Source organism: Streptomyces griseus subsp. griseus, from assembly GCF_000720255.1.
In the GTDB taxonomy this organism is placed as follows: Bacteria; Actinomycetota; Actinomycetes; order Streptomycetales; family Streptomycetaceae; genus Streptomyces; species Streptomyces griseus_I.
In genome coordinates, this window is the sequence record NZ_JOJE01000001.1 from 557,307 (window position 1) to 571,233 (window position 13,927).

General features: G+C 70.6%; 11 protein-coding genes. 5 read left to right on the top strand and 6 right to left on the bottom strand.

Annotated features, from left to right (window positions below):
• Window positions 1–194: 194 nt before the first annotated feature.
• The 4 genes from IG99_RS02540 to IG99_RS02555 all read right to left on the bottom strand — a co-directional run bounded on the left by IG99_RS02540 (window position 195) and on the right by IG99_RS02555 (window position 5,415).
• Window positions 195–1,859 carry a glycoside hydrolase family 13 protein gene (locus tag IG99_RS02540; protein ID WP_037669152.1) on the bottom strand — a complete coding sequence of 555 codons (1,665 nt, stop codon included), beginning with the start codon at window positions 1,857–1,859 and terminating at the stop codon, window positions 195–197.
• Between the two features lie 189 nt (window positions 1,860–2,048).
• Window positions 2,049–2,960 (bottom strand): sugar ABC transporter permease, encoded by a 912-nt coding sequence (locus tag IG99_RS02545; protein ID WP_037669153.1) that lies wholly within the window; start codon window positions 2,958–2,960, stop codon window positions 2,049–2,051.
• A gap of 13 nt (window positions 2,961–2,973) precedes the next feature.
• Window positions 2,974–3,978 carry a carbohydrate ABC transporter permease gene (locus IG99_RS02550; protein WP_037669154.1) on the bottom strand — a complete coding sequence of 335 codons (1,005 nt, stop codon included), beginning with the start codon at window positions 3,976–3,978 and terminating at the stop codon, window positions 2,974–2,976.
• A 162-nt stretch (window positions 3,979–4,140) separates the two neighbouring features.
• Window positions 4,141–5,415 (bottom strand): extracellular solute-binding protein, encoded by a 1,275-nt coding sequence (locus IG99_RS02555; protein ID WP_037669158.1) that lies wholly within the window; start codon window positions 5,413–5,415, stop codon window positions 4,141–4,143.
• 389 nt (window positions 5,416–5,804) lie between these two features.
• On the opposite strand from IG99_RS02555, the gene IG99_RS02560 reads away from it, so the two are divergent.
• Window positions 5,805–6,839 carry a LacI family DNA-binding transcriptional regulator gene (locus tag IG99_RS02560; protein ID WP_037669159.1) on the top strand — a complete coding sequence of 345 codons (1,035 nt, stop codon included), beginning with the start codon at window positions 5,805–5,807 and terminating at the stop codon, window positions 6,837–6,839.
• A 132-nt stretch (window positions 6,840–6,971) separates the two neighbouring features.
• Entirely contained in the window at window positions 6,972–7,913 is a 942-nt protein-coding gene (locus tag IG99_RS02565) for a phosphatase PAP2 family protein (protein ID WP_078947493.1), read from the top strand.
• Here IG99_RS02565 and IG99_RS02570 read toward each other — a convergent pair.
• The gene (locus IG99_RS02570; RefSeq protein ID WP_051864841.1) at window positions 7,797–8,756 is read right to left on the bottom strand and encodes a LysR family transcriptional regulator; all 960 of its coding nucleotides are present in this window, start codon (window positions 8,754–8,756) and stop codon (window positions 7,797–7,799) included. The two genes, IG99_RS02565 and IG99_RS02570, sit on opposite strands and share 117 nt — an antisense overlap.
• A gap of 72 nt (window positions 8,757–8,828) precedes the next feature.
• Here IG99_RS02570 and IG99_RS02575 point away from each other — a divergent pair, with 72 nt between their 5' ends.
• Both IG99_RS02575 and IG99_RS02580 read left to right on the top strand, forming a co-directional pair.
• Window positions 8,829–9,764, top strand: a complete 936-nt coding sequence (locus tag IG99_RS02575) for a DMT family transporter (RefSeq protein WP_037669161.1) — start codon at window positions 8,829–8,831, stop codon at window positions 9,762–9,764.
• Window positions 9,754–10,248, top strand: coding sequence for a hypothetical protein (locus IG99_RS02580; protein ID WP_037669163.1), 495 nt, complete (start codon window positions 9,754–9,756; stop codon window positions 10,246–10,248). The genes IG99_RS02575 and IG99_RS02580 overlap by 11 nt, the downstream gene beginning before the upstream one ends.
• Window positions 10,249–10,251: 3 nt before the next feature.
• Here the strand turns inward: IG99_RS02580 and IG99_RS02585 are convergent, their stop codons facing one another.
• Window positions 10,252–10,692 carry a VOC family protein gene (locus IG99_RS02585; protein WP_037669165.1) on the bottom strand — a complete coding sequence of 147 codons (441 nt, stop codon included), beginning with the start codon at window positions 10,690–10,692 and terminating at the stop codon, window positions 10,252–10,254.
• A gap of 174 nt (window positions 10,693–10,866) precedes the next feature.
• Between IG99_RS02585 and IG99_RS02590 the strand changes: the two genes are divergently transcribed.
• On the top strand, window positions 10,867–13,863 hold the full coding sequence (locus IG99_RS02590) for a bifunctional [glutamine synthetase] adenylyltransferase/[glutamine synthetase]-adenylyl-L-tyrosine phosphorylase (protein ID WP_037669167.1): 2,997 nt from the start codon (window positions 10,867–10,869) through the stop codon (window positions 13,861–13,863).
• Window positions 13,864–13,927 lie beyond the last annotated feature (64 nt).

A 13,927-nucleotide genomic window follows, 5' to 3' on the forward strand; every position in this document is an offset into this window, starting at 1 on the left:
GATATCACAGGCGCTCCTTGCGAGACGGCCAGGCGTCTTTGCCTGGCGCCGCGCGAACGTACCGCCACGAAAGGTTTGCAGCAAGAGAGTTGAAAGACTGAGCAAGTAGTTTCACCACAACTTTCACAAAGGCATGGCCCGGCCCCCTGGAGAACCAGGGGGCCGGGCCGCTCAGCGCTGTCTGCTCGTACTCGTCAGGCCGTCGTCCACCAGACCGTGGTGTCCGCCGGGATCTTCGTCTCGCCGTCCGTCTCGGCGATCTCGCCGCTGGCCAGGAGGAGGCGGCCGTGGGCGGGAGTCGTCACCGACTCGGCGCTCGTGTTGGCGACACACACGAACTCACCGCGCCGGAAGGCCAGAACACCCTCGGGAGCCTTCAGCCACTCCAGCGCGTCGCCCGCGCCGAGGTCGGGCTGCTCATGGCGGACGGTGAGGGCGGTGCGGTAGAGCTCGAGGGTGGAGCCGGCGGCACCGGTCTGGGCCTCCACGCTCAGCTCACCCCAGTTCTCCGGCTGGGGCAGCCAACTGCCGCCGCTGCCGAAGCCGTACGACGATCCGGCGCGGCTCCACGGAATCGGCACCCGGCAGCCGTCGCGGAAGCCGTCCTGGCCGGCGCCGCGGAAGTAGGCGGGGTCCTGGCGCACCTCGTCGGACAGGTCGACGACGTCGGGGAGGCCCAGCTCCTCACCCTGGTAGATGTACGCCGAGCCGGGCAGCGCCAGCATGAGCAGGGTGGCCGCCCGGGCGCGCCGAAGGCCCAGCTCGCGGTCGCCGGCGAGGCGGATCTGGGTGCCGAGCCCGGGCGGGTTGGCGAAGCGGGTGGCGTGCCGGGTGACGTCGTGGTTGGACAGCACCCAGGTGGCGGGGGCGCCGACCGGGCGCATGGCCTCCAGGGTGAGGTCGACGACCTTGCGCAGCTCCTTCGCGTCCCAGTCGGTGCTCAGGTACTGGAAGTTGAAGGCCTGGTGCAGCTCGTCGGGGCGGACGTAGTTCGCGGTGCGCTCGACGGTCGGGGTCCACGCCTCCGCGACGAAGATGCGCTCTCCCGAGTACTCGTCGAGGACGTGACGCCACTGCCGGTAGATCTCGTGGACGCCCTCCTGGTCGAAGAACGGCATGACATCGTTGCCCAGCAGCTTGAGCTGCTCGTGGGATCCAAGGTCTGGCAGGCCTTCCGCCTTCACCAGTCCGTGTGCCACGTCGATGCGGAAGCCGTCCACGCCCATGTCCAGCCAGAAGCGGAGGATCGAGCGGAACTCGTCGCCGACGGCCGGGTGTTCCCAGTTGAAGTCGGGCTGCTCGGGGGCGAAGAGGTGCAGGTACCACTCGCCGTCCTCAAGGCGTGTCCAGGCGGGCCCGCCGAAGATGGACTCCCAGTCGTTGGGCGGGAGTTCGCCGTTCTTCCCCTTGCCGGGGCGGAAGTGGTAGCGCTCCCGCAGCGGTGAGCCCGGGCCCTCGGCGACGGCACGCTTGAACCATTCGTGCTGGTCGGAGGAGTGGTTGGGCACCAGGTCGACGATGACCCTGAGGCCCAGTGCGTGGGCGTCGAGGATCAGCGCGTCGGCGTCGAGGAGGTTGCCGAACATGGGGTCGACGGCCCGGTAGTCGGCCACGTCGTAGCCGGCGTCGGCCTGCGGGGAGGCGTAGAAGGGGCTGAGCCACACGGCGTCCACGCCGAGGTCGCGCAGGTACGGGAGGCGGGATCGTACGCCTTCCAGGTCCCCCATGCCGTCGCCGTTGCTGTCGGCGAAGCTGCGCGGATAGACCTGGTAGATCACCGCGTCCCGCCACCAGTCGCGGCGCTTGGCGACGGTGGCGACGGCGGAGTTCGGTGCCGGGTCGGCGGAGTGCTGGCTCATGGTGTCCTTGGTACGTAACGGAGTCGCGGTCATGGGCAGGGGTTTCGCGGGCTCGGAGGTTCGGCGGCAGGCGGCCGCGGTGACAGCGGGGTCTGGGGGTCCCCCCGCTCGAGCGAAGCCGAGAGTGGGGGAGGGCACCGCGCCGCCACCCGCGCGGTGAGGCGCGCGGGAGTTCTCACGGGATGGGCGTCAGCCCTTCGTGCCGCCCGCGGTGAGGCCGGTCACCAGGTTCTTCTGCACGAGGTAGAAGAAGACGGAGACGGGTATCGCGATCAGCACCGCGGTGGCGGCCATGAGGTTGCGCTGGGCGTCGTGCTCGCTGACGAAGCTCTGCAGGCCGACGGCGAAGGTGTAATTCGAGTCGGACAGCATGAACGTCGAGGCGAAGGCGACCTCGCCGAAGGCGGTGAGGAAGTTGTAGAAGGCGGCGACCGCGAGGCCGGGTTTGGCCAGCGGCAGGATCAGCCGCAGGAAGGTGCCGAAGGGGCTGAGCCCGTCGACGCGTCCGGCCTCGTCGATCTCGAACGGGATGGTGTCGAAGTAGCCCTTGAGCAGCCAGGCGCTGTAGGGCACGACGGTGCTGCAGTTGACGAGGATCAGGCCGAGGTAGGTGTCGATGAGGCCGAGGTCCGACATGATCTGGTACATCGGCACGATCAGGACGGCGATCGGGAACATCTGAGTGACGAGCAGGACCCACATGAACTTCTTGTAGCCCGGAAAGCGCATGCGGGACACGGCGTAGCCGCTGGTGGCGGCGATGATCACGCCGATGGCGGTGGTTCCGAGGACGACGACGAGCGTGCTCTTGAGCCAGTCGAAGAAGCCGGTGTGCTGGAGGACGAACGTGTAGTTGTCCCACGTCATCTTGTGCCAGATCCGCCCGGGGTGCAGGTAGTCGTCCTTGTCCGGGCCGAGGGACAGGAAGATCAGCCAGCCGACCGGGAAGAAGGCGACGAGGCTCGCCACGATCAGGACGCCGTGGGTGGAGAGGGTGGCGAGGGGCCCGCGCCGGCCGCGACGGCGGGCGGTCTTGCGCGGTGCGGCCTCGGGGGGCCGGCCGGCCTTCGCGACGGAGGTCGGGGCGGTGCTGGTGCTCATGGGGACTCCTGCCTCAGATCGCGAGCTGCTGGTCGTTGCGGCTCAGCCAGCGGCGGTAGAAGGAGGTGAAGACGATCAGGACGGCCAGCAGCAGGATGCCGTAGGCGGCCGACTGGGCGAAGTCGCGCGGCTGCTGTCCGAAGCCGAGGTAGTACGCCCAGGTGACGAGGATCTGCGCGTCCGGAGCGGTGTTGCCGAACAGCAGGAAGATGATGGCGAACTGGTTGAAGGTCCAGATGATGCCGAGGAGGACGACGGTGGAGCTGACGGACCTCAGCCCGGGAAGGGTGATGTAACGGAACCGCTGCCAGGCGCCGGCGCCGTCCATCTCGGCCGCCTCGTAGAGCGAGTGGTCGATGGCCTGGAGGCCGCCGAGCAGCGAGAGCATCATGAAGGGCACACCGCACCAGGTGTTGACCATGATCGCGGCGAACCGCTGCCAGAAGGTGTCCTCCAGCCACAGCGGCGAGGGCAGGTGCAGGGCGTCCAGCGCGGTGTTGATGATGCCGCCGTCGGCGAGCATGAACCGCCAGCCGAAGACGGTGACGAAGGTGGGGACGGCCCAGGGCAGCACCAGGATCATGCGGTAGAGGGTGCGCCCGCGGAACTTCTGGTTGAGCAGCAGCGCGAGGCCGAGCCCGATGAAGTAGTGCAGGGTGACGCAGAGCGCGGTCCAGGCGATGGTCCAGACGAAATGCGACCAGAAGCGGTCGTACGCCGTGGGGCCCCACAGGATGTCGGCGTAGTTGTCGAGGCCGATGAACTTGTAGGTGGCGTCGATGTGGTTGACGCCGATGGTGCGGGCCGTGTTGAGGCTGTTGGCGTCGGTGAGGGTGAGGTAGAGGCCGTAGACCAGGGGGTACAGCACGAGGACGCCGAGGACGATCACCACCGGGGCGATCATCGCGTAGGCGTACCAGTGCTTCTGGTAGCCGTGCCTCAGGCGCCGGCCCAGCCCGGGCCGCGGGTCTCGCTCACCGCGGCGCTTGCCGGTCGCTCGGTCGATGGCGACTGTCATGGTTCGACAACCTTCTCGGGATTCCGCGGTGCAGGGATCCTGCGGTGCAGGGATCCTGCGGTGCAGGGATCCTGCGGTGCGGGGGGTGGGCTGGGCGGGCACAGGCCGGTGGCCGTCGAATCCCTCCCCCGGTCTCCCGGGGATCCGACGGCCACGCGGGGCTCACTTGCTGAAGTCGGGGACCAGCTTGGCGATCGCGACCTCGGCGTTGCTCAGGCCCTTGTCGAGTGACTCCTTGCCGCCGGCGATCTTGGGCAGCTCGGTGTCGAGCGGGCCCCACAGGGAGCTGTACTCGGGCAGTGCCGGGCGCGGCTGGGCGGCGGCGAGGACGCCCTGGTAGCCGGCGATGCCCGGGTCGGCCTTGACCTGCGCGGTGTAGGCGTCCTCGCGGGTGGGCAGCGTGTTGTTCTTCAGCGCGATGGTCTCCTGGGCCTTCGCCGAGGTCATGAAGTTGACGAACTTCAGCGCGGCGTCCTGGTGGGCCTTGTCCGAGCCGGCGTAGACGGAGAGGTTGTGGCCGCCGGTCGGGGCGCCCGCCTTGCCGGTGGAGCCGGCCGGGACGGTGGCGATGCCGAGGTTGGCCTTGTCCTTGAAGGCGGAGCCCTTGTAGAAGTTCGTGATCTCCCAGGGGCCCTGGACGATCGCGGCGACCTTGCCGTTGACGAACGCGTCCTGGATGTGGGCGTAGGCGTCGGCGGTGGTGTCGGCCTTGTGCAGGCCCTTGCCGTCGAAGAGGCCGAGCCAGGTGCCGTAGGCCTTCTTCGCGGCCGGGGAGTTCACGGTGATCTTCTTGGCGGTGACGTCGACGGTGTCGGTGCCCTCGCCGTAGAGGAAGGACTGCGCGTAGTAGGCCTGGGTGGAGCCCCAGTAGCCGTCGACGCCGGTCTTGTCCTTGACGGTGGCGGCGGCCTTCTTCAGGTCGTCCCAGGTCTTGGGGGCTTCCTTGATGCCGGCCTTCGCGAAGAGCTGCTTGTTGTAGACGAGGGCGAGGGTGTCCGTGGTGAAGGGCACGCCGTAGGTCTTGCCCTCGTACTTGGCCTGCTCGATCAGGCTGGGCTGGAACTTCGCCTGGTCCTTGAGGGCCTCGGTGCCCTCCAGCGGCACGAAGTAGCCCTTCTTGGCGAAGGCGGGGGTCCAGCCGACCTCGGAGCGCAGCACATCGGGGGCGCCCTTGGAACCGGCGGCGGTGTCGAACTTGTTCTGCGCCTGGTCGAAGGGGACGTTGACGTACTTGACCTTGACGTCCTTGTTGGCGGCCTCGAACTCCTTGACCAGGGCCTGGTACGTCGGCGCCTCATTGGTGGCGTTGGAGGTGTCCCACCAGGTGATGGTGACCGGACCGTCGGCCTTGTCGCCGCTGTCGCTGTCGCCGCCGCAGGCCGTCGCCGCGAGGGCGAGGGACGCCACCAGTGCGCTGGCCGCTATGCCACGCCGCATGAGTTCTCCTTGAGGGTGAAAGCCCGTCTGACGCACAGGGCGGCCCCGTCCGCCGCCTGTGTCGACTTGCCGACTGCGCCGTTGGCCGCCGGGCGACGTGAACGTAACAGCGTTGCAAGCACGACGAAAGACCTTGCAGAAAAAAAGTGCAAGACATCTCCGAAGTTATCCGTGCGTGACCCGGAGGCGACCGCCGTGAGACCGTTGTTGGCGCGGTTGAACTGGCGTGGAGCGGGTCAGGGGCCTGCTGTGCAAGACTCTGCAAGCTCTTGCCACCACTTTCATGAGGGAGCCCGATGACGCAGCAGCCCCGACCGGGCCGTGCAACAGCTCGCCCGCGGCGTCCCCTTGGTGCGCAAGGGGAGACCTGGCCGGTACAGTCCCACCCTGTGACCACACGGCTTGCCGACATCGCCGCTCAGGCGGGGGTGAGCGAAGCGACCGTCAGCCGCGTCCTCAACGGCAAGCCGGGCGTCGCCGCCACCACCCGCCAGTCCGTGCTGGCCGCCCTGGACGTGCTGGGCTACGAGCGCCCGGTCCGCCTTCGGCAGCGCAGCGCGGGTCTCGTCGGCCTGATAACGCCGGAGCTGGAGAACCCGATATTCCCGGCGCTCGCTCAGGTCATCGGCCAGGCGCTGACGCGCCAGGGCTACACGCCGGTCCTCGCCACCCAGACACCGGGCGGCTCCACGGAGGACGAGCTGACCGAGATGCTGGTCGACCGCGGGGTCGCCGGCATCATCTACGTCTCCGGCCTGCACGCCGACACCACGGCCGACATGCAGCGCTACGAGCAGCTCCGCGCGCAGGGAGTGCCGTACGTCCTGGTCGACGGTTTCTCCCCCAAGGTGCAGGCGCCGTTCATCTCCCCCGACGACCGTGCGGCGATGACGCTCGCCGTCACCCACCTCGTCTCCCTGGGGCACACCCGTATCGGTCTCGCGCTGGGCCCGAAGCGTTTCGTGCCCGTGCAGCGCAAGATCGAGGGCTTCATCCGCGCGGTGCAGGAGCAGCTGGGGCTGAGCGCGGAGACGATCGAGACGGAGCTGGTCCAGCACTCCCTCTACACCCTGGAGGGCGGCCAGGCCGCCGCCACGGCCCTGATCGACCGGAGTTGCACGGCGGTGGTCTGCGCCAGCGACATGATGGCCCTCGGCGCCATACGGGCGGCCCGGCAGCGGGGCCTCGGCGTCCCCCAGGACGTCTCGGTCGTGGGTTTCGACGACTCCCCGCTGATCGCCTTCACCGACCCGCCCCTGACGACGATCCGCAAGCCGGTCCCGGCCATGGGCCAGGCAGCCGTCCGCACACTCCTGGAGGAGATCGGCGGGACGCCGGCACCCCACAGCGAGTTCGTGTTCATGCCGGAACTGGTGGTCCGGGGTTCGACCGCTTCGGCCCCCGGTGACCGGAATCGCCCATAGGATGGAGGTACGGCGTGCTTCGTACAGTGCGCCGGTAGGAGTGGATACGGTCCTCCGGCAGTAGAACATGCACCGGGAACCCAACCGGGGGATGATCGGTGACGGAACTGTTTTCTGGCAAACTCTGTGCCTATGGGTGAAACGACCGTGACGTCGGTGGATGGCCCCGAAGAGGCCGTTCCGCACCCCGTCACGGCCGCGGGCCGCCCGGCTCTCCTGCGCCGTCTGCGCAGCCCGCGCCAACCCCGGCTGTGGTTCGAGATCCTGCTGATCGCGGTGAGTTACTGGACCTACTCACTGATCCGCAACGCGGTCCCGGAACAGCGGTCCGAGGCCCTGCGCAACGCCGACTGGATCTGGCGGATGGAGCACCACCTCGGCATCGCCGTGGAGGAGTCCGTCAATCACGCCGTCAACTCGGCGACTTGGCTCATCGTCGGCATGAACTACTACTACGCCACGCTGCACTTCATCATCACCCTCGGTGTCCTGGTGTGGCTCTACCGCCGCCACCCCGGCCGTTACGGCGCGACCCGCCTGGCCCTCTTCGCCACCACCGGCGTGGCCCTGGTCGGCTACTACCTGTATCCGCTGGCGCCCCCGCGTCTGATGACCGGCGGGAACTTCGTCGACACCGTGACGGTCCACCAGACGTGGGGCTCGATGGCCTCCGGCGACCTCAAGCACATGTCGAACCAGTACGCCGCGATGCCGTCGATGCACATCGGCTGGTCCCTGTGGTGCGGCCTGACGATCTTCGCGCTGGCCAGACTGCCCTGGGCGCGCGTCCTGGGCCTGCTCTACCCGGTGGTGACCCTGGTGGTCATCGTCGCCACCGCCAACCACTTCTGGCTGGACGCGGTGGGCGGCCTCCTCTGCCTGGCCTTCGGCTTCGCGGTGGCCCGCGTCTGGTACGGCGCCCTGCCGTACGCGCTGCCGAGGAGGGTGCGGGACCGGCTACCCGCGGACCGCCCGGACCGCCCCCTCCCGCGGCGCGACCTCCCCCGGCGCGATCTTGCCGAGCGCGACCTCCCCGAGCGCGACCTCTCTCAGCGCGTCGACGAACGCCTCTAGGGCGGGCTGGGGCGGGGCCGTCTCCCGTACGGCCGCGTAGATCGCCCGCGAGGGCTCGGGCTCCCGGACCTCACGCACGACCACCCCGGGGTGTCGGCTGCCGAGCCCCAGCCTCGGGATGAGCGCGACCCCGAGCCCCGCCGCCACGAACCCCTGGGCGGTCACGTAGTCCTCGCTCTCCACGACGAATCCCGGCCGGAACCCGGCGGCCTCGCACGCCGCCGTCTGGGCGTCCAGACACGGCCCCGGCCACTCGCTGCCGACCCACGGCTCCCCCGCCAGCGCGGCCAGCGGCACGCTCTCCTCCGCCGCGAGCCGGTGCCCCTCGGGCAGCACGGCGAGGTAGGGGTCATCCAGCAGCCGCACCAGCCGTACGCCGTCGTACGCGCCCTCCGCGGCCCCCACCAGCAGGGCCAGGTCGGCCCGCCCCTCGCGCACGTCGGGCAGCGGATCGGGGTCGGCCAGCCTGAGGTCGACCCGCACCCCCGGATGCGCGGCCCGCATCCGTGCCACGGCCGGGGCGACCAGCCCGGCGCCCGCCGTCGCGAAGTACCGCACCGCCAGCCGTCCCGTACGCCCCGCCAGCAGATCGGCGAGCGCGGTCTCCGCCTCCGCGACCTGCCGCCCGATGACCTCCGCGTACTCGGTCAGCAACAGCCCCGCCGCGGTGGGCCGCACCCCGCGGCCGACCCGCTCCAGCAGCGCGGCCCCCGCCTCCTTCTCCAGTACCGCGATCTGCTGACTGACCGCGGACGGTGTGTACCCGAGCCGCGCCGCGGCCCCCGAAACCGAGCCACACACCACCACGGTCCGCAGGACCTGCATCCGCCGCACATCAATCATGCAGCTCACCTTAATGGTGCCATCGAAACTTTTCACTTGTCCTCACAGATTTGAGGGGCGACCGTAGGAGCCATGCCGCTCACCTCGTCCCTTCGCATGGCCGCCCTCGCCCTCCTGTGGGGCTCCGGGTTCCTCTGGATCAAGCTGGCCCTCAACCACGGCCTGACGCCCACGCAGATCACCATCACCCGCTGCGTCCTGGGCACGGCCGTCCTGCTGTTCCTGGCCCGCTCGGCCGGCCAGCGCCTCCCCCGCTCCCGCACCACCTGGCGTCACCTGGCCGTCGCCGCGCTCTTCTGCAACGCGATCCCGTTCGCGCTGTTCAGCGTGGGCGAGCAGACGGTGGACTCCGGCATCGCGGGCGTCCTCAATGCCACGACCCCCCTCTGGTCCCTCCTGATCGGCATCGCCCTGGGCACCGACCGCGCCCTCGGCCGGGTCCGCCTGACCGGCCTTCTCCTCGGCTTCACCGGAACCCTGCTGATCTTCGCCCCGTGGCACCGTTCCGGCCTGCTGTCCTGGGGCGCCCTGGCCCTCCTGGGCGCCGCCGCGAGCTACGCCGTGGCCTTCGCCTACATGGCCCGCCACCTCACCGCCAACGACGCCCCGCTCGCCGTGTCGGCGGCCCAACTGCTGACGGCCACGGCCTGGACGACCCTCGCGCTCCCCACGGCCGGCCCCCTGCACCCCGACGTCACCGCGCTCCTCGCCGTCACCGCCCTCGGCGTCCTCGGCACGGGCGTCACCTTCTACCTCAACTACCGGCTGATCGCCGACGAGGGCGCGACCAGCGCGGCGACCGTGGGCTACCTCCTCCCGGTGGTCTCGGTGGCCCTGGGCGCGCTGTTCCTGGACGAGCAGGTGGGCATGCGGGTCGTCCTCGGCATGCTGGTGGTCCTGATCGGTGTGGGACTGACCCGCAGGAAAAACGGGGTTCGCACGGGACGGGCCGTGCTGCATCATGGCTCCATGAAGATCACGCCTGCCCGAAAGGCCGATGCCGCGTAACCGGCCCGGCACGCTGCGCGCGACGCAGCCGCTCCTGAACCGTCCGTACGGGCGGGACACGCCCGTCCCGGCCCGCATCCACGGCCTCTCGGCCCGTACGAGCCTCGCCGTCCACCGCTACGAGGCCCTCTCGGACGACTACTACGTCTTCCCCGGCGTCACCGACCGCGCGCTGCGCCGCTATCGCGCGTTCCTGAGCCCGCCGGGGAACCGGCCCCGCTATCCCTACCTGGAGGAGTGCGGGTGCCGGGGCTGCTCTTTCGAGGACGTCCGGCACGCCCGGGACGTCCTCGACGAGGTCCTGTGCCATCTGCCCGACCGCGCCCGCGCCGAGCTGGGCCGCCTGATCGCGTCGCTGGACGCCGTCTACCTCAGCCGTACGCTCCCCGACCCCTTCGTGGACGCCCGCCGGGTTTGGCGGCCCGACGTGTGGTGGTACCGGCGCCTGGAGGGCTGCCGGTACGCCCGCTCCGGGGTCACGTGATGCTCACTGCCCCCGGGCGGCCAGCTCGGCCAGTACCTGATGCAGCGGCTCGGTAGCCCTCTTGCGGTACTCCTGGACCGCCCAGCCATTGCCGTCCGGGTCCGTGAAGTACATGAACGTCGCGCCGTCCTGCGGCGCGAACTGCTGCGGTTCGCTGATCTCCAGCCCGCGCCCCGTCAGCTCCTCGTACGCCGCCTTGGCGTCCGTCACGCACAGCTGCAGCCCGTGGTACGTCCCGGGCTGCGGCGTGCCCGTCGGCACCCGCAGCCCGTCGACCAGCGCGATCGAACACCCCGAGCCCGGCGGCGTCAGCTGCACGATCCGCACGCCCGCCATCACCTCGCCGTCGAGGTCGACGTGGAAGCCGACCTTGTCACGGTAGAACTCCTTGGCCCGGTCCACGTCGGACACCGGCAGCAGGACCACTTCGAGACTCATGTCCATGCGTGACTCCTTCGGCAAGGGCGTACGGGTGCCTGTCCACAGAACTGCGTGTCCACAGAACTGCCTGTCCACAGAACTGTCTGTCCACAGAACCCGAAACCGGCACGGCGCGCCAGCGCGGGGACGCGGGTTACGCTCAAGCGCGTACGACCTTGATCCGACGGGAGGCCGGGGATGATGGCGCCGGGGCGCAGGAGCAGCACCTTCTCCAGGCTGCTGCGGCACGGTTTCACCGACCCGTCGGCCGCCGAGCGGCTCCTGGACAGCACGGAACTCGCACCGGTGCGCGACGACCCGTTCCTGCTGGAGGCCCTGGGCGGCACCGCCGATCCCGACCTCGCGCTGCACGGTCTCGTACGGCTGCTGGAGGCGCAGCCCGACCTCACCGGGCACCGCGAGCTGCTGGACACGCTGATAGCGGCGAAGCCGCTGCGCGACCGGCTGCTCGGCGTACTGGGCGCTTCCGCCGCCCTCGCCGACCACCTCGCCCGGCACCCGCGCGACTGGCACGCCCTGGTCACCTACGAGCCGCGCGACCTGCACCCGGGGGTGGAGGAGTTCGAGCGGGGCCTCGCCGAGGCCGCCGACCCGGTCGCCCTGCGTGTCGCCTACCGGCGCTGCCTGCTGTCGATCGCCGCGCGTGACGTGTGCGGCACCACCGATCTCGCCCAGACCGCCGCCGAGCTCGCCGACCTCGCGACCGCGACCTTGCGGGCCGCGCTGGGCCTGGCGCGGGCCGCCGCGCCCGAGGACGCGGCGCTGTGCCGGCTCGCGGTGATCGCGATGGGCAAGTGCGGCGGCCATGAGCTGAACTACGTGTCGGACGTCGACGTGATCTTCGTGGGCGAGGCGGTCGACGACGCCGACGAGGGCAAGGCCCTGCGCGCCGCCACCAAGCTCGCCTCGCACATGATGCGGATCTGCTCGGAGACGACGGTCGAGGGTTCCATCTGGCCCGTCGACGCCAATCTGCGCCCCGAGGGCCGCAACGGCCCCCTCGTCCGCACCCTCAGCAGCCACCTCGCCTACTACCAGCGCTGGGCCAAGACCTGGGAGTTCCAGGCGCTGCTGAAGGCCCGGCCGGTGGCCGGCGACATCGAGCTGGGCGAGGAGTACGTCGCCGCGGTGGAGCCGCTGGTGTGGCAGGCCGCCGAGCGGGAGAACTTCGTCGCCGACGTGCAGAAGATGCGGCGCCGGGTCGTGGAGAACATCCCCGCCGCGGAGGTGGAGCGCGAGCTGAAGCTCGGGCCGGGCGGGCTGCGGGACGTCGAGTTCGCGGTGCAGCTGCTGCAACTGGTGCACGGCCGCACCGACACGTCCCTGCGCAGCGGTACGACGCTGCACGCGCTCCAGGCGCTGGCGGCGGGCGGGTACGTCGGACGGGAGGACGCCGGCCGGCTCGACGAGGCGTACCGCTTCCTGCGCTCCATGGAGCACCGCATCCAGCTCTACCGGCTGCGCCGCACGCACCTCGTCCCCGAGGACGAGGCCGACCTGCGGCGCATCGGCCGTTCGCTGAACCTGCGCACGGATCCGGTCACCGAGCTGACCCGGGAGTGGAAGCGGCACGCCGGTGTCGTACGGCGGCTGCACGAGAAGCTGTTCTACCGGCCGCTGCTCGACGCGGTCGCCCAGCTCGGCCCCGGCGAGGCCCGGCTGAGTCCGGAGGCGGCGCGGGAGCGGATGGTCGCGCTCGGGTACGCGGACCCGGCGTCGGCGCTGCGGCACCTGGAGGCGCTGGCGTCCGGGGTGACGCGCAAGGCGGCGATCCAGCGGACGCTGCTGCCGGTGCTGCTCGGGTGGTTCGCGGACTCCGCCGATCCGGACGCGGGGCTGCTCAACTTCCGCAAGGTGTCGGACGCGTTGGGCAAGACGCCGTGGTACCTGCGGCTGCTCAGGGACGAGGGCGCGGCCGCGGAGAACCTGGCCCGGGTGCTGTCGGCGGGCCGGCTGGCGCCCGACCTGCTGATGCGGGCGCCGGAGGCCGTGGCCCTGCTGGGGGACGGTGACGGCGGCGGGCTCGAACCCCGGGGGCGTGCTCACCTGGAGCAGGAGATCCTCGCGGCGGTGGGCCGCGCGGACGGGGCCGTCCAGGCCGTCACGGCCGCGCGCGGTGTCCGTAGGCGTGAGCTGTTCCGTACGGCCGCCGCGGACATCGTCGGCTCCTACGGCACGGAGGCCCAGCCGGCCGAGGCCGACCAGGGCGCCCTGGTGGACCTCGTGGGGGGCGCGGTGTCGGACCTGACGTCGGCGACGCTCGCGGGGACGTTGCGGGCCGTGGTGCGCGAGGGGTGGGGCGAGGAGCTGCCCACCCGGTTCGCGATCATCGGGATGGGACGCTTCGGGGGGCACGAGCTCGGCTACGGCTCGGACGCGGACGTGATCTTCGTGCACGAGCCGTGCGGGGGCGTCGAGGACCGCGTGGCGTCCGACGCCGCGAACAAGGTCGTCTCCGAGATGCGGCGGCTGCTCCAGATCCCGAGCGCGGACCCGCCGCTGCTGATCGACGCGGACCTGCGTCCGGAGGGCAAGTCGGGCCCGCTGGTGCGGACGCTGAAGTCGTACGAGGCGTACTACCGCCGCTGGTCGCTGGTGTGGGAGTCGCAGGCACTGCTGCGGGCCGAGTTCGTGGCGGGCGACGAGGAGTTGGGCCGCCGCTTCCTCGATCTGATCGACCCGTTGCGGTATCCGGCACGGGGCCTGGAGGACGAGGCCGTACGGGAGATCCGGCGGCTGAAGGCCCGTATGGAGTCCGAGCGGCTGCCTCGCGGGACGGACCCGAAGCTGCACACGAAGCTGGGTCCGGGCGGGCTGTCGGACGTCGAGTGGACCGTTCAGCTGCTCCAGCTCCAGCACGGCTGGGAGCTTCCCGGCCTGCGCACCACCCGCACCCGTGAGGCCCTGTCGGCGGCCCGCGCGGCCGGCCTCCTCGGCGACGAGGACGCCGAGATCCTGGACGAGGCGTGGGTCCTGGCCACCCGAGTACGCAACGCGGTCATGCTGGTCCGCGGCCGGGCCGGCGACACCTTCCCCTCGGAGAGCCGGGAGCTGGCAGCGGTCGGCCGCTACCTGGGCTACGGCCCCGGCCACGTGGGAGAGCTCCTGGACGCGTACCGCCGCACGGGGCGACGGGCACGCGGGGTGGTGGAATCCTTGTTCTACGGGGCGTAGGAGTGCGGCGGTGCTCGCTCACCGATCGTGATCACCTTCGGCGGAACACATACATATCACGACC